Below are 24,764 nucleotides of genomic sequence, written 5' to 3' on the forward strand. Positions count from 1 at the left end.
GGATGGGCAACAACCAAGATGCGTGTTCCCATCCTTCGAGACGCCGCGCTGCGCGCGCCTCCTTAGGATGAGGGGTGCGGGTTCGTGTCGATGAACGGTGTCCAGGGCGCCTCGGTCGCGCTCAGCGACCTCGAGAAGAGCTACGGCAGCGTCGCCGCCGTCGCCGGCGTCTCGCTCGACATCCGCTCGGGCGAGTTCCTGACCCTGCTCGGCCCCAGCGGCTCGGGCAAGACCACGACCCTGATGATGATCGCGGGCTTCGAGATGCCGACTGGCGGCGACATCGCGATCGACGGCCAGTCGGTGGTCGCCATGCCGCCCTACCGGCGCAACATCGGCATGGTGTTCCAGAATTACGCGCTGTTCCCGCACCTGACGGTCGCCGAGAACATCGGCTTCCCGCTGAAGCAGCGCGGCGTGGCGAAGGACGAGCGCGCGCGGCTGGTCGGCGAGGCGCTCGAGCTGGTGCATCTGCCGGGCTACGGCGGCCGCTATCCGCGCCAGCTCTCGGGCGGCCAGCAGCAGCGCGTGGCGCTGGCTCGCGCCATCGTCTTCAAGCCGCGGCTGCTCTTGATGGACGAGCCGCTGGGCGCGCTCGACAAGCAGCTCCGGGAGAACCTGCAGCTCGAGATGCGCCGCCTGCACGCCGATCTCGGCATCACCTTCATCTACGTGACGCACGATCAGGAAGAAGCCCTCACCATGTCGGACCGCATCGCCGTCATGAACGAGGGGTTGGTGGCGCAAATCGGCGCGCCGGAAGACCTCTACGATCGCCCTCAGAGCCGGTTCGTCGCCTCGTTCATCGGCGAATCCAACTTCCTGCCGGCGACGGTGCGCGGCCTGGAAAATGGCGTCGTGGTCGCCGACTGCCAGGGCGCCACGATCCGCGCCGTCTGCCCCGGCCGGCCGGCGACCGGCGACAAGGTGATGGTGACCACGCGGCCCGAACGCCTGCGCTTCGCCGACAACGGCTGCGACCCGGCGCACAATCGCCTCAGCGTCACGGTGACCGAAGCGGTGTTCGCCGGCGAGCGCTGCCGCTACATGCTGCAGGCGGGCGACGGGACGTCGGTGGTGCTCAAGGAGCCGTCGAGCGCCGCGATCCGCCGCCGCGCCGTCGGCGAGCGGGTCGAGATCGCCTGGTCCGTCGCGGACACGATCCTTGTCTGAGGCCGCCATCTCTTCCGGACCGCGCGCTTCCAACGCACTCATGAGGCGCGCAGGGATGCGCGCGGTCCAGAAGACGATGAATCCGATGCCTCTTCTGCTGACGGCACCGCTGGTGCTGTTCATGCTGGCCTTCTACGCCGTGCCGGTCGTGTCGATGCTGATGCGCAGCGTCTCCGATCCGACCTGGACGGTCGCCAACTACGCCGCCCTCCCCGACGATCCGGTGTTCCTCAAGGTCTTCTGGAACACCCTCGTTACCTCGTTGATCGTCACCGTCGGTACCCTGCTGATGGGCTACCCGGTGGCGCTGGCCCTGGTGCGCGCGCCCAAGTGGGCGCCGGTGATCCTGATCCTCATCCTGCTGCCGTTCTGGACCAGCGTTCTGGTGCGCAGCTACGCCTGGATGGTGCTGTTGGGCCGCCACGGCCTGATCAACGAATCGCTGCTCGCGGCAGGCCTGCTCGACCGGCCGCTGCGCATCCTCAACACGCCGCTCGCGACCCAGATCGCGATGACCCACATCCTGCTGCCCTACATGATCCTGCCGATCGCCAACGCACTGCGGCAGATCGATCCGTCGCTGGCGCGTGCGGCGTCCGGCCTGGGCGCCTCGCCCTTCGCGACCTTCCGGCAAGTCACGCTGCCGCTCTCCATGCCCGGCGTCGCGGCCGGCATGTTGCTGGTGTTCGTGCTGGCGCTCGGCTTCTACATCACGCCGGCGATGGTCGGCGGCCCGCGCGAGATCACGCTGTCGATGCTGATCTCCCAGCAGGTCGACCAGCTCAACTGGGCCTACGCCGCGACGCTGTCGGCCGTGCTGCTCGCCACGGCGTTGGGCTTGATCGCCGTCTGCTATCGCCTGCCCGGCATCCGCAGCGCCTTCCGGATGAACGCGCGATGACCGCCAACCGCATCCTGCCGGCGATCGCGGTCGGGCTGATCCTGCTGTTCCTCGCCTTCCCCATCCTGGTCGTCGTCATCGTGTCGTTCTCGTCGGCGACCTACCTCACCTTCCCGCCGCCGGCCTTCGGGCTGAAATGGTATGCGGCCTATTTCGGCAGTGCCGACTGGCTGCGTCCGACCTGGCTCAGCCTGTGGGTCGCGGGCGCGGTGGTCATCCTCTCGACGACTCTGGGCACGCTCGCCGCGATCGGCATCGCGCGGCTACCGCGCGCGCTGCGCCTGCCGGTGACCGGCCTGATCCTGTCGCCGCTGATCGTGCCGGTGATCGTGGTCGCGATCGGGATCTACTACGCCTTCTCGCGCTACGGCCTGGTCGGCTCGCCATTCGGCATGGTGCTGGCCCATACCTGCCTCGCCGTGCCGTTCGTCGTGACCAGCGTCAGCGCCAGCCTGGCCGGCATCGACCCCCGGCTCGAGCAGGCCGCCCTCAGCCTCGGCGCCACGCCGCGCGCCACCTTCTTCCAGGTCACCCTGCCCCTGATCCGGCCGGGCGTGCTGGTCGGCGCGCTGTTCGCCTTCATCAGCTCGTTCGACGAGCTGGTCGTGTCTCTCTTCCTGTCGGGCTCCGGCGCGGTCACCCTGCCGCGGCGCATGTGGGACGACCTTCGCTTCCAGATCGATCCCACGATCGCCGCCGTGTCGACCCTTACTGTCGCGCTGACCGTGCTGCTGATGGCCGGCGCGCATCTGCTGCGCCGGCGCAGCGAGCAGGTCCGGACTACTGCTTCTTCGTCAGCGCCTTGACCGCGGTCAGCGTGTTCTCGACGTGCTTGTCGGGATTGCGGTCGGCGAAGGCGTAGGCGATCTTGCCGTCCGGACCGATCACGTAGGAGACGCGGTCGGAGATGTTGAGCGCCTTCGACGAGGTGCTGACCATCACCGAATCGAACGCCTTGATGACCTTGAGGTCGGGATCCGCCGCGACCGGGAACTTGGACGAGCATTCCTGGGTCGAGAACTTGTGCAGGGTGCCGATGTCGTCGGCCGACATGCCGATCAGCGTCGCACCGGCCTGCTTGAACTGCGCCGCAGCCTCGGCGAACTCGTGCGCCTCGGCGGTGCAGCCCTTGGTGAAGGCCTTCGGGAAGAAGTAGAGCACCACCGGCCCCTTCTTCAGGGCATCGGCCAACGAGAAGGTGAACTCGTCGCCGCCGACCGTCGCCTGGGCGGTGAAATCGGGCGCCTTGTCGCCGGCCTTCATGTTGGCGAACGCGGGCGTCGCGATCGCGCCGAGAAGCAGAGCCGCCGAAAGAAGTCGCTTCATGATCACACCTCCGCAGAGTTCTCGAATCGGCCGCGATCATAGACGCACGGCTCCTCGCGGGCGTGTCACGAGCCGGTGACCGTTATCAGGTGTTGATCCCCTTCATGTAAGTCGACGGCACGACGCTCTTCACCGATTGTGCACGTTTGGCCAGCCAGTAGGCCTGCGGCGGCGGTACGGACCCGAACTGTCTATCGACGCCGAGCTTTTGCGCGGCATCCATCGGCCAGTTCGGGTTGTAGAGAAGCTCGCGGGCGAGCGCGATCAGGTCGGCGCGGCCGTCCTGCAGGATCTGCTCGGCCTGGTCGGCATGCACGATCAGGCCGACCGCCATGCTCATGATGTCGGCGTCGCGCTTCAGACGCTCTGCGTAAGGCACCTGGTAGCCGTAGGTGACAGGGCCGGCACTCACCACCGGCGAGCCGCGCATGCCGCCCGAGCTGCAATCGATCACGTCGATGCCCTTGGGTTTCACGAGCTTCGCCAGCGCCACGCTCTGGTCGGGGCCCCAGCCCGAATCGTCCTCGACCGACAGGCGCAGGAACAACGGCTTGTGCGCCGGCCAATGGGCGCGGACGCTCTCTACGATTTCGATGCAGAAGCGCATGCGGTTGAGCTCGCTGCCGCCGTATTCGTCGTTACGCAGGTTGGAGAACGGCGACAGGAACTGATGGATCAGGTAGCCGTGCGCGCCATGGATATCGAGCACCTCGAAGCCGGCTTCGTTGGCGCGCCGCGCCGCCTGCCCCCAGCGCTCGATGACCTCGGGAATCTCCTCACGCGTCAATGCACGTGGCGTCGGATCGGTCTCTGGTGAATTGCGCGCGCTCGATGAGACCAGCTCCCAGCCTTCCCAGTTCCAGATGTCGGCCGCGGGCTTCAGCGGCGCGCCGCTTTCCCACGGCCGGTAGCGCCGCGCCTTGCGGCCCGAATGGCCGAGCTGGATGCCGGCGACCGAGCCCTGCTCGCGGATGAAGTCGACGCAGCGCTTGAGGCCCGGGACGAAGTGATCGTCCCAGATGCCGAGATCGCCGACCGTGCCGCAGCCGCGGCGCTCGACCTTGGTCGATTCCATGATGACCAGCCCCGCCCCGCCCGCGGCATAGCGGCCGGCGTTCATCAGGTGCCAATCGGTGGCGAAGCCCTCGACCGCGGCGTACTGGTGCATGGGCGCCACCACGACGCGATTCTTCAGCATCACGTCGCGAATCTGGATCGGTTCAAACAGCAACGGCGCCATGTATAATCCCTCCCATGCCCGCCCCCGGTTCTGCGGTCGTTCACGACCGGTATGACGATCTCTACCTGCGTCGAATCCTGCGCGAGACCAAGACCATCGCCATGGTCGGCGCGTCGGCCAACTGGAATCGTCCCTCGTATTTCGCCATGAAGTACCTGCTCGACCGCGGCTACAAGGTCATACCGGTCAATCCGGCCGCGGCGGGCCAGGAGATCCTTGGCCAGAAGGTCTATGGGTCGCTCGCCGAGCTGCCGGAGAAGGCCGACATGGTCGACATCTTCCGCAACTCCGAGGCGGCCGGGCCGATCACCGACGACGCCATCAAGCACGGCGCCAAGGTCGTCTGGATGCAGCTCGGCGTGCGCAACGACGCAGCCGCCAAGCGCGCCGAGGATGCCGGTTTGAAGGTCGTCATGAACCGCTGCCCCAAGATCGAGCATTCGCGCCTGTCCGGCACCATCGAATGGCATGGCATCGCAAGCGGCGTGATCAGCAGCCGCAAGAGAGCGCTATGATTTCTGTCGTCCTGAGCGCAGCGAAGGACCTCATCGCCGCTCGCAACGCCATGAGATCCTTCGCTTCGCTCAGGATGACAAGACCATGAAATTCGGTGTCTTCGACCATATGGACCGCGCCGGCGGCGACTTGCATCGGCAGTTCGACGACCGGCTCCGATTGATCGAGCTCTACGAGCGCGCGAGCTTCCACGCCTATCACATCGCCGAGCACCATGCGACGCCGCTCGGCATGGCGCCCTCGCCCAGCGTGTTCCTCGCCGCTGTCGCGCAGCGGACCAAGACGCTGCGCTTCGGGCCGTTGGTCTACACGGTGAACCTCTATCACCCGCTCAGGCTGATCGACGAGATCTGCATGCTCGACCAGTTGAGCGGCGGGCGGCTGGAGCTCGGGATCGGCCGCGGCATCTCGCCTTATGAGGTCGGCTACTACGGCGTCGATCCGGCGACCGGGCCGGAGCGCTTCGCTGAGGCGCTCGAGGTGATCCTGAAGGGCCTGACGCAGAAGCGGCTCGACCATGCCGGCAAGTACTTCACCTTCAAGGATGTGCCGATGGAAATGCGGCCGATGCAGCGGCCCCATCCGCCGCTCTGGTACGGCGCCAACTCGCTGGAGAGTGCCGATCGGCTGGCCAGGCAGGCCTGCAACACCGTGGTCGGCATGAAGGCCGAGGGCGTCGGCCAGTTCGCCGCCCGCTACCGCGCCGCCTGGAAGGCGCTCGGCCGCCCCGAGGCCGAGATGCCGCTGATCGGCCTCAGCCGCCACGTCCTGGTCGGCGACACCGACAAGGAGGCACAGGGCGCCGCCAAGCGCGCTTTCCTGTTATGGTACGACGCGCTGATCCATCTCTGGCGCGCCCACGGCGTCGGCCTTCCGCGCCAGCTTATTCCTGAGAAGTTCGAGGACGCGCTCGACCAGGGTTACATCATCGCAGGCTCTGCCTCGACCGTGCGCGAGCGCATGAAACGCGACAACGACATCGCCGGTATCAACTACTGCCTGTGCCGCATGGCCTTCGGCGACCTGTCGTTCGAGGAGTCCAAGCGTTCGCTCGAGCTGTTCGCCAAGGAAGTGATGCCGGCGCTCTGACTTGTCATCCCGAGGCCAAAGGCTGAGGGATCTTTGAGCCACAGGAAAGATCCCTCGCTACGCTCGGGATGACAGCACCGGCGCGTCGCGAAGCGCCTCGCCGTCGAGAAGCTTGCCCGCCAGGCGGCGACCGACCTTGCGCATATCCTGGCCGTGCTCGCCCCATTGCTTGAAGAACATCGGCACGCCGGCCGCAGCGCATTGCGCCCGCAGGGAGCGGAACCAGTCGGGGTTGGACGGCCTTGCCCGCGGCCCACTCTCGCCGCCGGCGATGACCCAGTCGATGCCGGGCAGGTAGCGGTCCAGTTCCAGCGCCTCGAGCAGCGGCTCAGCGGAGACGACATGCACCCGGGCAGCGATCGCCAGCAGGTGCGGCGCGCGCAGGTCGAGCATGGCCTGGTTCTCGGCCGTGATGCCGGGCCAGAGATTGTCCGGCACCTTGCGGTTGGCGAAGAACTTGCGCGCCACCAAAGGTCGCTTGGTCAGCAGGATCCAGTCGAGATTGGGCGTCGCCTTGATCAGGCGCAGATAGTCCTCGCGCCATTCCGGCGAGACTTCCGCATCGAACGGATCGGCCAGGCTTGGGCCGAACACCTTGGCGCGGCGGCCGGCCGCCTCGGCCTTGCGGTTCCAGCGCAGCGGCTGCTGCCAGTTCCCGGGCGCCGTCCGCCGGCGTGGTGCCCGCGGCTCGAAGCGCGCCCACTTGCGGCGGTGGGACATCGCGGCGGCATAGCAGTTGTCGCAGGCCGGGCTGACGCGCGTGCAGCCGATCCACGGGTTGAAGGTGTGGTCGACCCATTCGATCTTGGTCTGCTCGGCCATGGGCGCGGTATCCTAACACCTCCGGGGGGCGGGGGTGTCACGCCAGGATTCGCGAGAAAACGCCCTGCCATCGGCATCGGAGGCTTCCCATGTTGATGGGAAGTTTCGGCCCCAGACGCGGCAAAGCCGGCGCTGGGGGACCAGCGCCGGCTCCGTCGAGAGGTATCCGTTTCAGCTCGCCCGGGGAGATACAGCGACGAAACGGGTTGCACCCTCACGATACACCTTCATCAGGACGGGCTTCTTGCCGTCCTTGGCGTCCTTGAGCTTGGCGGCGGCGTCCTTCGGGCCGTCGACCGGCTCGCGGCCGACCTGCTGGATGACGTCGCCGGCACGCAGGCCCTGATCCTCGGCCGGGCTGCCCGACTCGACGGCGGCGATCAGCGCCCCCTTGACGTTGTCCTTCAGGCCGAGCTGCTGGCGCGCCTCGGGCGACAGCGGCGCCAGGGAGAACCCGAACGAGCCGGGCTGCATCTTGCCCTCGTCACCCTTGCCCTGGTCCTCGTCGGTCGCCTTGGCCTGCTTGCCCACCTTGGAGTAGTCGCCGAGCTTGGCGCTCACCGTCTGCTCCTTGCCGTCGCGCACCAGGCCGAGCTTGACCGTGCTGCCCGGCGTGAAGCCGGCGATGGTGCGGGTCAGGTCGCGGACGGTCGGGATATCCTTGCCGTCGACGCTCTTGATGATGTCGCCCTCCTGCACGCCGGCCTTGGCCGCGGCGCTGCTGGGCTCGACCTGCGCCACCAGGGCACCCGTGGCCGAGCCGAGCGACAGGCTGCTGGCGATCTCGTCCGTCACCGGCTGGATCTGGACGCCCAGGAGCCCGCGCTCGACCCGCCCATGAGACTTGAGCTGCTCGACCACCGGCTGGGCGGTGCTGGACGGGATGGCGAAGCCCAGGCCGATCGAGCCGCCGGTCGGCGAGAAGATCGCGGTGTTGATGCCGATGACCTTGCCGTCCATGTCGAACAGCGGGCCGCCGGAGTTGCCGCGGTTGATCGCGGCGTCGGTCTGGATGTAGTCGTCGAACGGGCCCGACTGGATGTCGCGGCCGCGCGCCGACACGATGCCGGTCGTCACCGTGCCGCCCAGGCCGAACGGGTTGCCGACCGCCATCACCGGCTGGCCGACCTTCACCTTGCTCGCGTCCTCGAACTCGACATACGGCAGTGCCTTGTCGCTCTTCACCTTCAGAACGGCGAGGTCAGTCTTCTCGTCGCCGCCCAGCAGCTTGGCCGGCAGCTTGCGGCCGTCCTGCAGGGTGACGGTGATCGAATCGGCCTTACCGGCGACGTGGAAGTTGGTCACGATGATGCCGGACGGATCGATGATGAAGCCGGTGCCGACGGCCTGCGCCTTGGGATGCGGGCGCTGCTGGCGCGGGGTCTGGCCCTGGCCTTGCTGGCCGAAGCGCTCGGCGAACTGGCGCATGAACTCTTCCAGCTGCTGCTGGGTGCCGCGGTCGGACATCTGGGTCTCCTCGTCGTCCGAGGCGCCGGTCTTCATGGTGACCTGGACGTTCACGACGGCCGGAGTCACCTTGGAGGCGAGCTCCGAGAAGTCGTGCGGCGTCGCCTCGCCGGCGATCGCCGGAGGGGCGCCGAGTACCGGGACGATGAGAACGGGCGCCGTCAGCGCTGTGGTCAGCGCCAGGGCGGCAAGGATACGGGACTTGGTCTTGGTCATTTGGCGTGAGCCTCCAGGTTTGCTCGCAGGGGGAATATGGGAGGGGCTCGATGGCGCCCCGATGGCCGCAACATTGAATGTTTGTATAGTTGGGGCCGTGAAAATCCTTTTGGTTGAAGACGATAGGCAAACCGCCGATTACATCGCCAAGGGCCTGCGCGAGCATGGCCACGTGGTCGACAAGACCGACAACGGCCGCGACGGCCTCTACATGGCAACCGGCGAGCCCTATGACGTGATGATCGTCGATCGTAACCTGCCGAAGATGGACGGCCTGTCGCTGGTCAAGGCTGCACGCGGCGCCGGGACCAGGACGCCTGTCCTGTTCCTGACCACCATGGGCGGCGTCGACGACCGCGTCGCCGGCCTCGAGGCGGGGGGTGACGACTATCTGACAAAGCCCTTCGCCTTCGCCGAGTTGCTCGCCCGGGTCAGCGCCCTCGCCCGCCGGCCGCCGATCGTGACGACCACGGCGCTCAGGGTCGGCGACCTCGAGATCGACCTGCTGGCGCGTACCGTGACGCGCGGCGGCAAGCGGCTCGAGCTGCTGGCGCAGGAGTTCAAGATCCTCGAGTACCTGATGCGGCACGCCGGCGAGATCGTCACCCGCACCATGCTGCTGGAGAAGGTCTGGGACTTCCATTTCGATCCCAAGACCAACATCGTCGAGACCCACATCTCGCGGCTGCGCGCCAAGATCGACAAGGGTTTCGACAAGCCATTGCTGCACACGGTTCGCGGCGCCGGGTATGTGATTCGTGCGTCTGACTAGGATCCTCCGCTCGGCGGCGTTCAAGCTGACGCTGGTCTACGCCGGCCTGTTCGTGGTCTCGGCCGGCGTGCTGCTCGCCACGGTGTTCGTGATCGCGACGGCAGCGCTGCAGAACGACATGCGCGCGGTGCTGCGCTCGGAGGCGTTCCAGCTCGGCGACATCTACAGCCGCTACGGCCTGCTGGCGCTCGCCGAGCAGGTGACGCGGCGCATGAGCTTCCGCACGCGCGGGCCGATCTACTACCTCGTGCAGGCGCGCACGCAGCAGGTCGTGGTCGGCAACCTGCCGGGCATGCCGCCGGTCGAGGGCGTGGTCGATTTCGTCCGCGAACGGGACAACAACAACGAACCGGACGATGGCCGCGCCAAGCTCACCGGCTATGGCCTCACTCTGCCCGACGGCACCTTCATCCTGGTGGCGCAGGACGCCAACCGCCTGATCGACATGCAGCACGCGATCGTGCGCGCCTTCATCTGGGCCGGCGGGCTGACGCTCCTGCTGGCGATCGCCACCGGCGTGCTGGTCGGCGGTCGCTTCGTCCGCCGCATCGACATGATCGGTCGCACCAGCCGCGCCATCATGGAGGGCGATCTTTCGGCCCGCATCCCGGTGCGCGGCACCAGCGACGAGATCGACCAGCTCGTGCTCGGGCTGAACGCGATGCTCGACCGCATCCAGCAACTGCTGGACGGCCTGCGCCAGGTCAGCAGCGACATCGCCCACGATCTGCGCACGCCGCTCGGGCGGCTGCGCCAGCGGCTGGAAGATGCGCGCGAGCATGCGACCACTACCGCCGAATACCAGGCCGCCACCGAAGGAGCGCTCGGCGAGGCCGACAGCCTGCTCGAGATCTTCTCCGCCCTGCTGCGCATCGCCCAGATCGAGGCCGGTGCGCAGAAGAGCGGCTTTACTTCCATCGATCTCTCGGCGCTGATGCGCAGCATCGCCGAGGCCTACGGACCGTCGGCCGAGGACTCGCAGCACAAGCTCGTGTTCGATATCGCCGACGGCGTGTCGATCACCGGCGACCGCCAGCTCCTCGCCCAGCTCTTCTCCAACCTGGTCGAGAATGCGCTAACCCATACGACGGCCGGCAGCACGGTGCGGATGGCCTTGCGGATCGCGCCGACCGGCTTCGAGGCCGAGGTCGCCGACGACGGTCCGGGCATTCCCGAAGCCGAGCGAGACAAGGTGCTCGACCGCTTCTATCGCCTCGACCGCAGCCGCACCACGAAAGGCAGCGGTCTCGGCCTCGCGCTGGTCAAGGCGATCGCGTCATTGCATGGTCTGTCGCTGCGATTGGAAGACCGCAAGCCCGGCCTTGCCGTGGTTCTTGGAGGACATCGATGAGCCTGTTCGCCTATGTCGGCTGCTACACCACGCCGGAGCGCAAGGGTGAAGGCAAGGGCATCAACGTCTATCGAGTCGACCCGCGCAGCGGCGCGTTCAAGCACGTGCAGCTGCTCGGCGGGCTGGAGAACCCGTCGTTCCTGGCGATCGACAAGACGAGCCGCTTCCTCTATTCGGTCCACGGCGATCGTAGTGATGTGACGGCGTTTGCGATCGACCGGAAGACCGGCCATCTCACGGTGATCGGCCGCCAGCCGACCGGCGGCTACAATCCGATCCACCTCGCGCTCGACGCGACCGGCAAGTTCCTGTTCGTCACCAACTACGGCACCGATTCGATCGCGGTGTTCCCGGTCAAGGATGACGGCACGCTCGGCCCCTACCCGACCCTGACGACGATCAAGGGCACGCTGGGCCCGCACCGCGCCGAACAAAAGAACGTGCGGCCGCATCACAATCCGCTCGACCGCCAGGGCCGCTTCTTCTACGTGCCCAACAAGGGCGCCGACAGCGTCATCACCTACCGGATCGATCCCAGGCGCTGCCTCGCCGTCCACGTCAGCGAGGTGGCGGCCCGTCCGGGCGCCGCGCCGCGTCACATCGACTTCCATCCGCGCAAGGCGCTGGCCTACGTGATCAACGAGCTCGATTCGACGGTCACGACCTATCGCCAGGACCGCACGAGCGGCCGGCTCACACCGCTTCAGACCCTGCCGTCCACGCCGCCGGAGTTCACGGGCTACAGCACCGGCGCCGAGATCTGGGTCGACCGCGCGGGCCGCAACGTCTACCTCTCCAACCGCGGCCACGACAGCGTCGGCGTGTTTGGCATCGATCCGGCCAAGGGTACGCTGACGCCGCGCCAATGGGTGCCGACCAAGGGCAGCGTGCCGCGCTTCTTCTGCTTCGGTCGCGACGAGCGCTTCCTCTACATCGCCAACCAGGGCGGCCACTCGATCGTCGGCTATCGCAAGGAACGCGACGGCAAACTGTCACCGACCTCGATCAGGGTGAAGGTCCCGAGCCCTGCCTGCATCGTCTTCAGTGGAGCGCGCGCATGAGCAAGACCTACGGCTTCGAGACGCTGTCGATCCATGCCGGGGCGGGCCCCGACCCGGCGACCGGCGCGCGGGCGCTGCCGATCTACCAGACGACGGCCTACGCCTTCGACGATGCCGACCACGCCGCGGCGCTGTTCAACCTGCAGACCGTGGGCTTCATCTACTCGCGGCTGACCAACCCGACCAATGCCGCGCTCGAGACGCGGCTGGCGACGCTGGAAGGCGGCCGCGGCTGCACCGTGACCTCGTCCGGCCACGCCGCCCAGGTGCTGGCGCTGTTCCCGTTGATGAAGCCCGGCGACGAGATCGTCGCCTCCTCGCGCCTCTACGGCGGCTCGCTGCAGCAGATGCGGAACACCTATCCGAAGTTCGGCTGGAAGGCGAACATCGTCGATGCCGACGTGCCCGACAACTTCAAGCGCGCCGTCAACGACAAGACCAAGGCCTTCTTCATCGAGAGCCTCGCCAATCCCGGCGGCGTGATCAGCGACCTCGAGGCGATCGCGAAGATCGCCGACGAGGCGGGCGTGCCGCTGGTGGTCGATAACACGCTGGCGACGCCGTGGCTGTGCAAGCCGATCGATTACGGCGCGACCCTGGTGATCCATTCGACCACGAAGTTCCTGAGCGGCACCGGTACTTCAATGGGCGGCGCGGTCGTCGATTCGGGCAAGTTCGACTGGGCCGTCAAAGGTAAGGATGGGGGCGGCAAGTTCCCGAGCCTCGCCGGGCCCGAGCCCGCCTATCACGGCCTCAACTTCTTCGAGACGTTCGGCGACATGGCCTACACCTTCCACAGCCATGCGGTGGGCTTGCGCGACCTTGGCCCCAGCCAGGCGCCGATGAATTCCTGGCTCACCATGCTCGGCATGGAGACGCTCGGTCTGCGCATGGAGCGGCATTGCGCCAATGCGCAGAAGGTCGCCGAGTGGCTCGAGAACCATCCGGCGGTGGCGTGGGTCAACTACGCCGGCCTGCTCTCGAACAAGTACCATGCGCTGGCGAGGAAATACCTGCCCAAGGGCGCAGGCTCGATCTTCACCTTCGGCGTCAAGGGTGGCTACGAGGTCGGCATGAAGGTGGTCGACAGCGTCGATCTCTTCTCCCACCTCGCCAACATCGGCGATGCCAAGAGCCTGATCATCCATCCCGCCTCGACTACCCATCGCCAGCTCAGCGACGAGCAGCGGGTGGCGGCCGGCGCCGGTCCGGACGTGATCCGCCTGTCGATAGGCATCGAAACGGTGGAGGACATCATCGCCGACTTGGAGCAAGCTTTGGCCAAAGCGACGGCCTAGCAGCCAAGGGACGGAGCATGCTGAGCAAGGCGGACAACGAGTTCCTGACCCACACTGGCCTGGGCACGCCGATGGGCGACCTGCTGCGCCGTTTCTGGATGCCGGCGCTGTTGTCCGAGGAACTGCCCGAACGCGACGGCCCGCCCAAGAAGATCAAGCTGCTGGGCGAGGACCTGCTGGCGTTCCGCGACACCAATGGCCGCATCGGCATCGTCGAGCCGCACTGCCCGCATCGCGGCGCCGGCCTCTACTACGGCCGCAACGAGGAATGCGGCATCCGCTGCGCCTTCCACGGCTGGAAGTTCGATGTCGACGGCAACTGCGTCGATCTCCCGACCTCGCCGCCGGAGTCCTCCTACAAGGACACCATCAAGCTGCTGGCCTATCCGGTGCGCGAATGGGCCGACATCGTCTGGGTCTACATGGGTCCGAAGGACAAGGTGCCGGAGCTGCCGCAGCTCGAACTTGGGCTGGTGCCGGTGTCGAGCCGCTATGTGACCAAGAAGTGGCAGGACTGCAACTGGGTGCAGAGCGTCGAGGGCGCGCTCGATACCGCACACTTCTCCTTCCTGCATGCGGTGCTGGCCAAGGACGAGGCCAAGGCGCGCGCCGCCCTGGCCAAGGCCGCGATCGCCGACCAATCGACGCCCGACGACCGCATCCGCTGGATCCACAACGATCCGCGGCCCAAGTTCACGGTGCACGGCCACGACGCCGGCCTGCTGATCGGCGCGGCGCGCAAGACCGATGGGCCCGACCTCTATTGGCGCATCTCGCAGTTCCTGATGCCCAACCACGCCTACACGCCGACGGCGTTCCCGGGCGAGATCTACTACGGTCAGTGCTGGGTGCCGGTCGATGACGGGTCGTGCTGGATCTACACCTACTGCTGGCAGCCCGACCGGCCGTTCAGCAATACCGAACGTGCCAAGTTCGATTCAGGCTTCAACGTCCATGCCGAAGTCGACGACGCCTACGTACCGCTCCGGAACCCGGGCAACGACTACCGGCTCGACCGCCAGGCGCAGAAGGACGAGAGCTTCACCGGCATCGTCGGCGTCAGCGAGCAGGACGCCGCGATCCAGGACAGCATGGGCCCGATCCAGGACCGTACGAAAGAGCATCTCGGCCCGACCGACGTGGCGATCGTGGAGTTCCGCAAGCTGCTGATGAGCGCGGCGCGCGCGCTGCAGACGGGCGACGAGCCCAAGGCTGCCGGCTCGCCGCGGCGATATGCGGTGCGCGCGGGCGGTGCCGTCGCCGCGCCGGACAAGAACCTCGACGCGGTGATGACGGCGCGCTTCGGCCACACTCGCGGCTATGTCGGCAACCAGTACGGCTTGGGTGAGTGATGCTGAGCAAGGCCGACAACGAGTTCCTCACCCGCGCCGGCAAGGACACGCCGATGGGCGACTTGCTGCGCCGGTTCTGGATGCCCGCCCTGCTCTCCGAGGAACTGGAACGCGACGGACCGCCGCAGAAGATCCGGATCATGGGCGAGGACCTGCTCGCCTTCCGCGACACAGAAGGCGGCGTCGGCATCGTCGAGCCGCACTGCCCGCATCGCGGCGCCAATCTCTACTACGGCCGCAACGAGGAGTGCGGCCTGCGCTGCGCCTTCCATGGCTGGAAGTTCGACGTCGAGGGCAACTGCGTCGACCTGCCGACTTCGCCGCCCGAGTCGTCCTACAAGAACACGATCCACCTGCAGGCCTATCCGGTACGGGAATGGGCAGACATGGTCTGGGTCTACATGGGCCCCAAGGAGCATGTGCCGGAGCTGCCGCAGCTCGAGCTCGGGCTGGTGCCCGCGTCGAACCGCTTCGTTTCCAAGAAGTGGCAGGACTGCAACTGGGTGCAGAGCCTCGAAGGCGCGATCGACACTGCGCACTTCTCATTCCTGCACAAGGTGCCGACCCAGGACGAGAAGACCAGGCTCGAGATCTTCCGCACCACCTCGGCCATCGGCGCCGGCCAGGAGCTGCAGGACCGCATCCGCTGGGTGATGGACGACCCGCGGCCCAAGTTCGCCATCGCCGGCCACGACACCGGGCTGGTGATCGGCGCGGCACGCAAGACCGATTCGGCCGACAGGTACTGGCGCATCTCGCAGTTCCTGATGCCCAACCACGCGCTGGTGCCGGTCGCCTTCCCCGGCGACGTCTATCACGGCCAGTGCTGGGTGCCGGTCGACGACGTGAACTGCTGGATCTACACTTATAGCTGGCTGCCCGACCGGCCGTTCACCAACTCCGAGCGCGAGAAGTACGCCAACGGCCTCAGCCTGCATGCCGAGGTCGACGACGGCTACATGCCCGTCCGCAACATCCGCAACGACTACAGGCTCGACCGCGAGAAGCAGAAAACCGAGAGCTTCACCGGCATCATGGGCGTGAGCGAGCAGGATGCCGCCATCCAGGACAGCCAGGGCCCGATCCAGGACCGCACCCGCGAGCATCTCGGCCCGACCGATGTCGGCATCGTCGAGTTCCGGAAAATGGTCATGGGGGCTGCGCGGGCGCTATCCTCTGGCACCGCACCGAAGGCGCCGGGCGCCGCAAGCCGCTATGCTGTGCGGGCCGGCGGCTGGATCGCCGGCCCCGAGAAGGATCTGGCCACGGTGATGACCGAGCGGTTCGGCCATCGCCACGGCTACGTGGGAAACGAGCATGGGCTCGGTGACTAAGGGTTTGGGAGAACCGTCGTGACGACCATCAAGATCTATGGACCTGTCGCCTCGCGCGCCGCCCGCGCGCTGTGGATCGCGCATGAGCTCGGCATCCCGTTCGAGCACGTGCCGATGGAGATGAAGGAGCTCAAGCAGCCCGACTATCTGAAGGTCAATCCCAACGGCAAGGTGCCGGCACTGGTCGACGGCGACTTCAAGCTGTTCGAATCGATGGCGATCAATCTCTACCTCGCCAAGCGCTTCAACAAGGACGGCCTGTGGCCCGACAGCCCCGAGGAGCAGGCGCTCTGCTATCAGTGGAGCTTCTGGGGCATGACCGAGGTCGAGAAGCCCCTGCTCACCATCCTGATCGACATGTTCATGACCGCCCCCGACAAGCGCAAGCCGGAGGTGGTCGCCGAGGCGCAGAAGACGCTGCCCAAGCCGTTCGCCGTGCTGAACGCCGCCCTCGAGAACCAGGACTATCTGCTGGGCTCGAGCTTCACGGTCGCCGACCTGAATCTCGCCTCGATCTGCAGCTGGGCCAAGCCGATCAAGTACGACTTCAAGCCCTTCCCCAAGACCGGGGCGTGGCTCGACCGCTGCCTGTCGCGGCCGGCCTACAAGGCGGCGAAGGCCACCAAGTAGCTGCTATTCGGCAGGCTGCGGCACGGGCGCAGCGATTGGCATGCTGCGCTCGGTCGGCAGCAGCAGCGCCACCGCGGTGATCACCACCGATGCCCCGGCAAGGCCGAGGAACAGCAGATCGAGAGTGCCGGTCGCCTCGCGCACGCGGGCGATCAGCAGGATGGCGAGCGGGCTGGCGCCGAACGCCACTACGAACTTCGCGCCGAAGCCCAGTCCATGATATTTGCTGGGCGTGTAGCGTGCGATCAGGATGTTCTCGACCGGGCCGGCGGCGGCGCTCAGCACCGCGGAGAAGATCGCGCCGGCGAGCGCCATGTAGCCGTTGCCCATTGCCAATCCCAGCATCGCCACGACTTGCAGCGCCGAGGCGATCACGTAGGTGTTCTTCAGCGGATAGCGGTCGATGATGCGCCGGCCGAGACCGTACTGGGCGAAGCCCGAGATAACGTAGATCATCGAGGTCGCGAGGCCGAGCCACAGCACCGAGGTCGCCTGGAAGCGCGTCTCGAACACCAGGGCCGAGCCGAACATCACCGCCTGCCAGATCACGCCCTCCAGCGCCATGGTGACCGAGAGCACCGAGAAGACCCGCCAGAATTCCGCGCGGCCGGCCTTGATACCCGGCGTCGCCGGCATCGGCCGGTCGCCGATGCGCTTGGTCGCCATCTGCCAGGCGACGATCGCGCCCATGACCAGGCAGACCACGCCCGGCACGATGAAGGCGGCGCGCCACGAGGCGAGCGTGATCAGCACGCCCGGCACCACGCCGTAGAGCGCCAGGCCCGCGCTGCCCCACAGGCCGTTCACGCCCATGGCGTGGCCCTGCTCCTTGGCCGTGCGGATCACCCAGCCGATGCCGACCGAATGGTAGATCGCGCCGAAGGCACCGATGCCGCAGAGGGTGATCGACAGGGCCAGGGTGTCGCCGGTCGGCACCAGGCCGCAGGCGATCGACGACAGGCCCATGCCGACGAACATCACCACCATCATGACCGGGGCGCCGAACTTGTCGGAGGCCCAGCCGGCCGGCAGGGACATGATGCCCAGCAGCACCGTCGCCGGGGCATAAAGCTCGAGCAGGCGTTCGACCGGCAGCTGCCAGACCGCGGCCAGGGTCAGCACGATAACGGCGTAGAACGCCGTCATCAGGTGCATCAGCGCGTGGCCGATCGAGGAAAATAACAGGACGCGGGCGGCGGCAGTCTTCATGGCGCGTGTATAGGCTTCCCCCAGATGCGCCGCCAAGGCGGCTTGCGGTATCGCTGCCATTCGCGCTACACGCGCCTTTCTGGTCGGGGCGTAGCGCAGCCTGGTAGCGCATCAGTCTGGGGGACTGGGGGTCGCAGGTTCAAATCCTGTCGCCCCGACCATTTCTATCCCCTCCCATAAGTTCCAATGAACGTCCGCCGCGCCACGGCCCTGATCTTCTGCACCGTGACGCTGGACGTGCTGCCGCTCGGGCTGATGATCCCGGTGCTGCCGCGGATCGTGCTCGACTTCGCGGGCGGCGACACCGCGAGCGCGGCCCAGATACTCGGCCTGTTCTCGACCGTCTGGGCGGTGATGCAGTTCTTCTTCTCGCCGCTGCTCGGCGTGCTGAGCGACCGCTACGGCCGCCGGCCGGTGATCCTGATCTCCTGCCTGGGCCTCGGCCTCGACTACGTGTTCATGGCCGTGGCGCCCTCGCTCACCCTGCTGTTCGTGGGCCGCCTCATCTCCGGCATCACCTCGGCCACCATCGGCACCGGCTTCGCTTACATCGCCGACGTCACGCCCGAGAAGGACCGCGCCCGCGCCTTCGGCCTGGTCGGCGTGGCGTTCGGCCTGGGCTTCGTCGTCGGCCCGGCGCTGGGCGGCCTGCTGGGCGGCATCGAACCCCGCCTGCCGTTCTGGGTGGCGGCCGCGGCCTGCCTGGTCAATGCCGGCTTCGGCTGGTTCATCCTGCCCGAATCGCTACCGCCGGAGCGCCGCATGGCCTTCGAATGGAAGCGAGCCAATCCGGTCGGCGCGTTCCGCCTGCTGGCGACGCATCGCGAGCTGTTCGGTCTGTCGACGGTCAACTTCCTCGGGCAGCTTGCGCACCAGGTTCTGCCGTCTGTGACCGTGCTCTACATGGGCTACCGCTACGGCTGGGGCGAAACCCATGTCGGGCTGACGCTTGCCCTGGTCGGCGTCTGCTCGGCAGTCGTCCAAGGCGTGCTGGTCGGGCCGGTCGTGGCGCGGCTGGGCGAGCGGCGCACCCTGCTGATCGGCCTGTTCTGCGGCGCGGCAGGTATGGCGATCTATGGACTCGCGCCGACCGGTCCCTTGTTCCTGATCGGTGTGCCGGTGATGTCGCTGTGGGGGCTGGCGGGGCCGGCGATCCTCGGCCTGATGAGCCGGCTGGTCGACCTGTCCGAGCAAGGTCAGTTGCAGGGCGCCAATACCTCACTTACCAGCGTCGCCGGCCTGCTCGGACCGGGATTGTTCGCCGCTTCGTTCTCGCTGATGCTGACGTCGCTGCCGGGGGCCGCGTTCGACCTGTCGGCGCTGATCCTGCTGGCTGCCTTGGGCGTCGCGGCGTGGGCTACGCGGACGCCGCCAGCCGCCGCCCCGCCTCGGTGAGCTTGCAGACCAGCCAGTCCGGCTTCAGCGGGTTGTTGAACCACGGCTCGGCCCAGCCCTTGTCGCGACAGGCCTGCACCACCTCGGGCGCGATCGCCTGGCCGTCCAGATCGAACAGCGGCAGCTTGCCGCCGGGCTGGCTCAGCCCGCGGCGCAGATAGAACAGCTCAGGCAGCGATGGCTGACTCTCGACGAGATCGTTGTCGTTTAGCGCAGAAAGCGCTGCCACAGACGCGACTCGCGCTTTTTCCTGATCGGCAAACACGGCGGCGTCCCCCTTGACGTTGCCTAGTTGCATAAACCCCTCAAGATTAGGATACGCTGATTCGTCAAAAACCCAAGAAGAATCAGGTGGTTATTGGATTATTCTCCAATAACCACCTGATCTGGTACCGCCTAGAGTCGCGGGCTCCCACTCGTTGGGTGAGAGTAAATTTGTCGCTGTCTAGTTTTGCTGCTTCAGCGTCGTGCGCAGCTGGGTGAGTGCCTGCTCGAGGTCCTCCAGCACGGTCTCGATCTCGCGGCGCTTGTGCAGGTCGAGCATCGCCGCGCGCGGCGTGTTGGTCGCCGGCTGCGGGCCGGTGCGCGGCATCGGTCGCTGGCCGCCGGCCATCGCCTCGGCGCGGGCCGACACGATGCGCAGGCTCTCGAGCGCGCTTTCGGCGAGGTCGACGCGCTGCTGCGGCAGGCGCCCCCGGCCCTCCTTCAGCAGGCGCTGCACACCCTTGATCGTGTAGCCGTCTTCATAGAGCAGCGAGCGGATGCGGCGCAGGAGGTCTATATCCTCCGGCCGATAATAGCGCCGGCCGCCGCCGCGCTTGAGCGGGCGCACCTGGCTGAACTTGCTTTCCCAGAACCGCAGAACGTGCTGCGGCACGTCCAGCTCGGCCGCAACCTCGCTGATGGTGCGGAACGCCTGGGCCGATTTCTCTACAACGCGCCGGTCGACGGCCTGTGCTGCTACAGCCATGTCCAATCCCCCACGTCACCCCAACGAACCCTTGCCAGTTTCATCCGCCGTCCCGTTGATCAAAGACTTCAGGACATTGGACGCTCGGAAGACAAGGACGCGCCGGGGCAGGATTGGCACTTCCTGTCCCGTCTTTGGATTTCGGCCGATACGCTGTCCCTTGTCGCGGACTGTAAAGCTCCCGAAAGACGAGATCTTTACGGATTCCCCACGAGCCAAAGCCTCGACGACTTCAGCTAGAATCGTCTCGACAAGGTCGCTGGACTCGTTGCGCGACAGCCCCACTTCCTGGAACACTGACTCGCTGAGATCAGCTCGCGTGATTGTCCGGCCTTCCATCCGGCACCCTTCCTTCCCCCGGCCTCATATGTAGTCTCAGAGGGGAAAACGGTCAATATCAGTGGGATAGAGGATTTCCCTAAATTTTGTATCAGGGAACCTTTGCTACCAGCGGACGAGAGAGGCTCCCCAGGCCAATCCGCCGCCGATTCCCTCCAAAAGCAGGAGGTCCCCGCGCTTGATCCGGCCGTCGCTGACCGCCGATTCCAGGGCCAATGGGATAGAGGCAGCCGACGTGTTGGCGTGTTTATCCACAGTCAAGACAACCCGCCCCGGCGGCAGGCCGAGCTTGCGGCCGGTGCCGTCGATGATCCGTTTGTTGGCCTGGTGCGGCACCAGCCAGTCGATGTCCGCGGGCGTCAGGCCCGCCTTCTCGAGCACCTCGCCCACCACCGCCGCCATGTTGACGACGGCGTGCTTGAAGACCTCCTTGCCTTCCATGCGCAGGTAGCCGGTGGTGCGGGTCGAAGACGGCCCGCCATCGACGTAGAGGATGTCGTGCTGGCGGCCGTCGGAATGCAGCGCATGGGCGAGGATGCCGCGATCGTGCGACGTGCCCTGCCCCTGCTCGGCCTTCAGCACGACGGCGCCGGCGCCATCGCCGAACAGCACACAGGTGCCGCGGTCGTTCCAGTCGAGGATGCGCGAGAAGGTTTCGGCACCGATCACCAGCGCGGTCGAGGCGATGCCGTTCTTGATCATGCTGTCGGCGACCGACAGGGAGTAGATGAATCCGGCGCACACCGCCTGGACGTCGAATGCCGAGCCGCGCGTCATGCCGAGCGCCGCCTGCACCCGCGTCGCGGTCGCCGGGAAGGTCTCGTCCGGTGTCGCGGTGGCGAGCACGATCAGGTCGAGGTCGGAGGCCTTCACGCCCGACGCGTCGAGCGCACGCTGCGCGGCCTTGGTCGCGAGATGCGAGGTGAACTCGCCGTCGGCTGCGATGTGGCGCTGGCGGATGCCGGTGCGCTGCTGGATCCATTCGTCCGAGGTTTCGACCTTCGTGGCGAGCTCGGCGTTGGTGACGATCTTCTCCGGCAGGTAGGCGCCGCAGCCCTGAATGACCGAACGGATCACGCAGTTCCTCCGCTTGCCTGGACCACCTTCTCGGAGGCGTCAGGTGCCGAGGTGATCTGGCGCAGCTTGGCCAGCCCCTCGACGAGCTTGTTCTTGTACTCCTGGCGCACCAGGTCGCGCGCAACGCCGATGGCGTAGGCGAAGCCGAGCTGGTCGGTGCCGCCGTGGCTCTTGACGCAGACGCCGTCGAGCCCGAGGAAGACGCCGCCGTTGTAGCGCCGCGGATCGACCCGCTTGCGCAGCTTCTTCCACGCGCCGGCAGCGAACAGGTAGCCGATCTTGGCGAAGGTCGAGGTCCGGAAGGCGTCGCCCACGAACAGGAAGGTGAGCTTGGCGGTGCCCTCGATCGCCTTCAGTGCGACGTTGCCGGTGAAGCCGTCGGTCACGACGACGTCGGCCACGCCGGCGCCGATGTCGTTGCCCTCGACGAAGCCGTGGAAGTTGACCGGCGAGCCCTCGCGGCGCAGCCAGGCCGCGGCCTGGCGCAACTCCTCGTGGCCCTTCAACTCCTCCGACCCGACGTTCAGCAGGCCGACCTTGGGCGCGTCGAGGCCGAGCAGGACCTGGGCGAACACGCTGCCCATCACCGCGAATTCGGCGAGGTTGTCGGCGTCGCATTCGAGGTTGGCGCCGAGATCGAGCATCACCGTCTCGCCGCGCGAGGTCGGCAGGAACGAGGCCAGCGCCGGCCGGTGCGCGCCCTCGAGCATGCGCATGGCAACCATCGAGATCGCGAGCAGCGCGCCGGTGTTGCCGGCCGAGACGACCGAATCGGCATTGCCGTCGGCCGCGGCCTGGCAGGCGAGCCACATGCTCGACTGGCGGCGACGGCGCAGCGCGAAGGACGGCTTGTCGTCGGCGCTCACCGCATCGGACGCAGCGACGATCTCGACGGACGTGGCTAGGCCCTTGCGCTTGTCGACCAGCGGCTTCAGCCGGGCCGGATCGCCGAACAGCAGATAGGTCGTGTCGGGATAGCGGACACGGGCGATATCGGCGCCGTTGACCACGACGTCGGGCGCGTGATCCCCGCCCATCCCGTCGAGCGCCAGGACGACTTTACCCGCCTTCATCGGAAAACCACCCGCAGCCAGCGCATTGCCGGCGCAAGTTTACGCTTACTTCTCGGCCGATGCGTCAGCCAGCACCGGCATATCCTCGCGATAGTAGCCGCAGTGCGAGCAGACCATGTGCGGCCGCTTGAGCTCGCCGCAATTCTTGCACTCGATATGGGCCATCGACGGGATGGCGTGATGGGCCCGGCGCATGTTGCGGCGCGACTTAGAAACCTTCTTCTTGGGAACAGCCATGACGATCTCCAATGGGGCGGCAAAGCCTGTCCCCAAAATAGCTAGGCCGCGCTTCCTAGGCGCGGCGGGCCGACTTCTCTAGCCAAAACATTACAGCGCCGCAACAATTTACCGGCCGCGGCGCGGCTTGTCGCGGAGGGCCGCCAGGCCGGCAAAGGGATGGCGCCGGGGCTCGTGGCGGCCATGGCGGCCGTCCTTGCGCGGCTTGGGGAGCACGTCCTCGAGCTTGACGCCCTGCCTGCGCGGATAGGGATCGGCCGCCAGTGATAGCTGCTCGGCAACGATTTCGCCGACATCGAGCAGATTCCCCGGCAGCGGTTCGGGCGCCTCCGACTGGGGATTGACCAGCGATTCGCCGCTTTCCGGGTCCTTCTCCTCGGCCAGCCCCTGCTTGAAAACGATGCGGAAGGTCTCGTCGAGATCCTGGGTCACGGGATCCAGTGTCAGGATGCAGGCCTGCACGATCTTGCCGCGCAACCGGCCCTCCACGACGACCAGATCGCCCGGCCGGCGGTCGACCGTCACCCGGGCGGAAAAGGCCGGCAGCCCGAGGAAGCCGAAGCGCTTGGCCAAGGCTATACGCTCGCTGTCGCTGGCGCTGATTTCCAGGGCCGTGCCGCCGGGCCCCGTGCGATCCACGTCGACGACGCGCTCTATCTCTGATTTATGTTCTTTTTGAGCCACTTGAGCCATTTTCTTCAACTACTTTATCAGGTCACTGCGGGCCGTCCGGCCGAGCCGGTCGACTTCGGTGCGAACATGGGCTTCCAATCGGGCGACAATGTCCGCGTCGGCAGGCGGCCTACCGCCATAAGCGTTGCGGCGCAAGACCTCCGCCAGAGACGTTGGACCATTGCCCAGGGCCTCACGATAGGCCAGCGCCCGACCGTGGAAGCCTTCGGCCATGATCTTGATGCGCCGGCCGACGCCAAGATCCTGCACGCCGATCTCGCGCAAGGTGAGATCGAGATGGCGGAACATGGCATCGAAGAAGGCCTGCGCCAGCGTTTCGCCGTCGGGCTCGCGCTGCAGGCGATCGATCACCAGCGCAGCGTACAGCGCCAAGGCGTCGAACCGGCCGTCGAGCGTGTCGGGGATACCGCACGCCTCGAACAGCTCAGCCGCGCGCGCCCGCTCGGCGGTGCGGTTGTAGAGCAGGTTGGTGAAGTCGTCGGCAGGCTGGCGGCGAAACAAGAGCTACTCCTCTTCCCGGCGGCATCCGGCCCGGTTGACCCCCGGTCGGCGCCGCGACATGTTGAGCGCCCTCTCATTCCCGGATCGAAGAAAACCGTCCATGCGTCGCACCGTCCCGCTCGTCCTCGCAAGCATCTTTTCCCTGCCCCTTTTGACCGCCTGCGAGACGATCGTCGACCAGCGCGGCTTCGCCGCCACCCCGGGCTCGGTCGAGAAGCTCGAGATCGGCACCCAGAGCCGCGAGGACGTCATCCGCCTGATCGGCTCGCCCTCCTCGGTCGCCACCTTCAACCCGAACACCTGGTACTACATCAGCCAGAAGCAGGAGACCTGGGCCTTCGTGAAGCCCGTGATGCTCGAGCAGAACGTGCTGCAGCTCAGCTTCAACGAGTCCGGCCGCCTGCAATCGATGAAAAAGTACGACCTGAGCGACGGCAAGGACATCCAGATGGTGTCGCGCGTCACGCCGACCGCCGGCAAGGAGCTCACCGTGCTCGAGCAGATCATGGGCAACGTCGGCCGCTTCAGCGGCCCGCGCCAGGACACCAACCCGGGTGCACCGACGGGCGGCATCTAATACCAGCCGACGAAAATCCTGACTCTTGCGAGATTTGAGTTTCCCTTCGCTGCAATGTTCGATTCTGTGTCTCCGGTCGGCGTATTGCGGCGGAGGACAGCATGGGGCTCAAGATCGAGGTGACGCGGCTGGAGCTGTCAGCGAC

General features: G+C 66.8%; 27 protein-coding genes and 1 tRNA gene. 15 read left to right on the plus strand and 13 right to left on the minus strand.

Annotation, left to right across the window (positions count from 1 at the left end):
- Nucleotides 1-90 precede the first annotated feature (90 nt).
- The 3 genes from J0J01_RS16940 (at nt 91) to J0J01_RS16950 (ending at nt 2,880) form a co-directional block, all read left to right on the plus strand.
- Nucleotides 91-1,173, plus strand: coding sequence for an ABC transporter ATP-binding protein (locus tag J0J01_RS16940; protein ID WP_296382628.1), 1,083 nt, complete (start codon nt 91-93; stop codon nt 1,171-1,173).
- A gap of 85 nt (nt 1,174-1,258) precedes the next feature.
- The gene (locus tag J0J01_RS16945) at nt 1,259-2,074 is read left to right on the plus strand and encodes an ABC transporter permease (RefSeq protein ID WP_296382630.1); all 816 of its coding nucleotides are present in this window, start codon (nt 1,259-1,261) and stop codon (nt 2,072-2,074) included.
- A complete protein-coding gene (locus J0J01_RS16950) occupies nt 2,071-2,880 on the plus strand; it encodes an ABC transporter permease (protein WP_296382633.1) in 810 nt (269 codons plus the stop codon). Before J0J01_RS16945 ends, J0J01_RS16950 begins: the two co-directional genes overlap by 4 nt.
- Here the strand turns inward: J0J01_RS16950 and J0J01_RS16955 are convergent.
- Together J0J01_RS16955 and J0J01_RS16960 are read right to left on the minus strand one after the other, a co-directional pair.
- Nucleotides 2,855-3,400 (minus strand): peroxiredoxin, encoded by a 546-nt coding sequence (locus tag J0J01_RS16955; protein WP_296382635.1) that lies wholly within the window; start codon nt 3,398-3,400, stop codon nt 2,855-2,857. The genes J0J01_RS16950 and J0J01_RS16955 overlap by 26 nt on opposite strands.
- A gap of 85 nt (nt 3,401-3,485) precedes the next feature.
- A complete protein-coding gene (locus J0J01_RS16960) occupies nt 3,486-4,640 on the minus strand; it encodes an NADH:flavin oxidoreductase/NADH oxidase (RefSeq protein ID WP_296382637.1) in 1,155 nt (384 codons plus the stop codon).
- A 14-nt stretch (nt 4,641-4,654) separates the two neighbouring features.
- On the opposite strand from J0J01_RS16960, the gene J0J01_RS16965 reads away from it, so the two are divergent.
- Together J0J01_RS16965 and J0J01_RS16970 are read left to right on the plus strand one after the other, a co-directional pair.
- Nucleotides 4,655-5,155 carry a CoA-binding protein gene (locus J0J01_RS16965; RefSeq protein WP_296382638.1) on the plus strand — a complete coding sequence of 167 codons (501 nt, stop codon included), beginning with the start codon at nt 4,655-4,657 and terminating at the stop codon, nt 5,153-5,155.
- Between the two features lie 85 nt (nt 5,156-5,240).
- Complete coding sequence (locus J0J01_RS16970) at nt 5,241-6,245, plus strand: LLM class flavin-dependent oxidoreductase (RefSeq protein ID WP_296382639.1); 1,005 nt, start codon at nt 5,241-5,243, stop codon at nt 6,243-6,245.
- 57 nt (nt 6,246-6,302) lie between these two features.
- Here the strand turns inward: J0J01_RS16970 and J0J01_RS16975 are convergent, their stop codons facing one another.
- Nucleotides 6,303-7,067, minus strand: a complete 765-nt coding sequence (locus J0J01_RS16975) for a phage Gp37/Gp68 family protein (protein ID WP_296382641.1) — start codon at nt 7,065-7,067, stop codon at nt 6,303-6,305.
- 171 nt (nt 7,068-7,238) lie between these two features.
- On the minus strand, nt 7,239-8,750 hold the full coding sequence (locus J0J01_RS16980) for a DegQ family serine endoprotease (protein WP_296382642.1): 1,512 nt from the start codon (nt 8,748-8,750) through the stop codon (nt 7,239-7,241).
- Nucleotides 8,751-8,847: 97 nt separating this feature from the next.
- On the opposite strand from J0J01_RS16980, the gene J0J01_RS16985 reads away from it, so the two are divergent.
- The 7 genes from J0J01_RS16985 to J0J01_RS17015 are packed head-to-tail and all read left to right on the plus strand — an operon-like array spanning nt 8,848 to nt 16,548.
- Nucleotides 8,848-9,522: a winged helix-turn-helix domain-containing protein gene (locus tag J0J01_RS16985; protein ID WP_296382644.1), complete on the plus strand. Its 675-nt coding sequence runs from the start codon at nt 8,848-8,850 to the stop codon at nt 9,520-9,522.
- The gene (locus tag J0J01_RS16990) at nt 9,509-10,873 is read left to right on the plus strand and encodes a HAMP domain-containing sensor histidine kinase (RefSeq protein ID WP_296382645.1); all 1,365 of its coding nucleotides are present in this window, start codon (nt 9,509-9,511) and stop codon (nt 10,871-10,873) included. The genes J0J01_RS16985 and J0J01_RS16990 overlap by 14 nt, the downstream gene beginning before the upstream one ends.
- A complete protein-coding gene (locus J0J01_RS16995) occupies nt 10,870-11,934 on the plus strand; it encodes a lactonase family protein (protein WP_296382647.1) in 1,065 nt (354 codons plus the stop codon). The genes J0J01_RS16990 and J0J01_RS16995 overlap by 4 nt, the downstream gene beginning before the upstream one ends.
- On the plus strand, nt 11,931-13,232 hold the full coding sequence (locus tag J0J01_RS17000) for an O-acetylhomoserine aminocarboxypropyltransferase (protein ID WP_296382649.1): 1,302 nt from the start codon (nt 11,931-11,933) through the stop codon (nt 13,230-13,232). The genes J0J01_RS16995 and J0J01_RS17000 overlap by 4 nt, the downstream gene beginning before the upstream one ends.
- Nucleotides 13,233-13,249: 17 nt before the next feature.
- Nucleotides 13,250-14,584 carry a Rieske 2Fe-2S domain-containing protein gene (locus tag J0J01_RS17005; protein WP_296382651.1) on the plus strand — a complete coding sequence of 445 codons (1,335 nt, stop codon included), beginning with the start codon at nt 13,250-13,252 and terminating at the stop codon, nt 14,582-14,584.
- The gene (locus tag J0J01_RS17010) at nt 14,584-15,918 is read left to right on the plus strand and encodes a Rieske 2Fe-2S domain-containing protein (RefSeq protein WP_296382679.1); all 1,335 of its coding nucleotides are present in this window, start codon (nt 14,584-14,586) and stop codon (nt 15,916-15,918) included. Before J0J01_RS17005 ends, J0J01_RS17010 begins: the two co-directional genes overlap by 1 nt.
- Before the next feature lie 18 nt (nt 15,919-15,936).
- On the plus strand, nt 15,937-16,548 hold the full coding sequence (locus J0J01_RS17015) for a glutathione S-transferase family protein (RefSeq protein WP_296382653.1): 612 nt from the start codon (nt 15,937-15,939) through the stop codon (nt 16,546-16,548).
- Nucleotides 16,549-16,551: 3 nt separating this feature from the next.
- On the opposite strand, the gene J0J01_RS17020 is transcribed toward J0J01_RS17015, so the two are convergent.
- A complete protein-coding gene (locus tag J0J01_RS17020; RefSeq protein WP_296382654.1) occupies nt 16,552-17,757 on the minus strand; it encodes an MFS transporter in 1,206 nt (401 codons plus the stop codon).
- Between the two features lie 84 nt (nt 17,758-17,841).
- Here J0J01_RS17020 and J0J01_RS17025 point away from each other — a divergent pair.
- Together J0J01_RS17025 and J0J01_RS17030 are read left to right on the plus strand one after the other, a co-directional pair.
- Nucleotides 17,842-17,918 (plus strand) — tRNA-Pro (locus tag J0J01_RS17025).
- 25 nt (nt 17,919-17,943) lie between these two features.
- Nucleotides 17,944-19,152, plus strand: coding sequence for a TCR/Tet family MFS transporter (locus J0J01_RS17030; RefSeq protein WP_296382656.1), 1,209 nt, complete (start codon nt 17,944-17,946; stop codon nt 19,150-19,152).
- Here J0J01_RS17030 and J0J01_RS17035 read toward each other — a convergent pair.
- The 8 genes from J0J01_RS17035 to J0J01_RS17070 all read right to left on the minus strand — a co-directional run bounded on the left by J0J01_RS17035 (nt 19,115) and on the right by J0J01_RS17070 (nt 24,042).
- The gene (locus J0J01_RS17035) at nt 19,115-19,381 is read right to left on the minus strand and encodes a hypothetical protein (protein WP_296382657.1); all 267 of its coding nucleotides are present in this window, start codon (nt 19,379-19,381) and stop codon (nt 19,115-19,117) included. The genes J0J01_RS17030 and J0J01_RS17035 overlap by 38 nt on opposite strands.
- A gap of 216 nt (nt 19,382-19,597) precedes the next feature.
- Nucleotides 19,598-20,122: a MerR family transcriptional regulator gene (locus J0J01_RS17040; protein ID WP_296382659.1), complete on the minus strand. Its 525-nt coding sequence runs from the start codon at nt 20,120-20,122 to the stop codon at nt 19,598-19,600.
- Between the two features lie 15 nt (nt 20,123-20,137).
- A complete protein-coding gene (locus tag J0J01_RS17045; RefSeq protein ID WP_296382661.1) occupies nt 20,138-20,461 on the minus strand; it encodes an integration host factor subunit alpha in 324 nt (107 codons plus the stop codon).
- Nucleotides 20,462-20,566: 105 nt separating this feature from the next.
- Nucleotides 20,567-21,538, minus strand: a complete 972-nt coding sequence (locus tag J0J01_RS17050) for a beta-ketoacyl-ACP synthase III (protein WP_296382664.1) — start codon at nt 21,536-21,538, stop codon at nt 20,567-20,569.
- Entirely contained in the window at nt 21,535-22,611 is a 1,077-nt protein-coding gene (plsX, locus tag J0J01_RS17055) for a phosphate acyltransferase PlsX (protein ID WP_296382666.1), read from the minus strand. Before plsX ends, J0J01_RS17050 begins: the two co-directional genes overlap by 4 nt.
- 45 nt (nt 22,612-22,656) lie before the next feature.
- A complete protein-coding gene (gene rpmF / locus J0J01_RS17060) occupies nt 22,657-22,848 on the minus strand; it encodes a 50S ribosomal protein L32 (RefSeq protein WP_296382668.1) in 192 nt (63 codons plus the stop codon).
- A 108-nt stretch (nt 22,849-22,956) separates the two neighbouring features.
- Nucleotides 22,957-23,532 carry a DUF177 domain-containing protein gene (locus J0J01_RS17065; RefSeq protein ID WP_296382670.1) on the minus strand — a complete coding sequence of 192 codons (576 nt, stop codon included), beginning with the start codon at nt 23,530-23,532 and terminating at the stop codon, nt 22,957-22,959.
- 18 nt (nt 23,533-23,550) lie between these two features.
- The gene (locus tag J0J01_RS17070; RefSeq protein WP_296382672.1) at nt 23,551-24,042 is read right to left on the minus strand and encodes a ubiquinol-cytochrome C chaperone family protein; all 492 of its coding nucleotides are present in this window, start codon (nt 24,040-24,042) and stop codon (nt 23,551-23,553) included.
- Between the two features lie 100 nt (nt 24,043-24,142).
- On the opposite strand from J0J01_RS17070, the gene bamE reads away from it, so the two are divergent.
- Complete coding sequence (gene bamE, locus J0J01_RS17075; protein ID WP_296382674.1) at nt 24,143-24,619, plus strand: outer membrane protein assembly factor BamE; 477 nt, start codon at nt 24,143-24,145, stop codon at nt 24,617-24,619.
- Nucleotides 24,620-24,764 lie beyond the last annotated feature (145 nt).

This window comes from Reyranella sp. (assembly GCF_017305915.1).
GTDB lineage: Bacteria > Pseudomonadota > Alphaproteobacteria > Reyranellales > Reyranellaceae > Reyranella.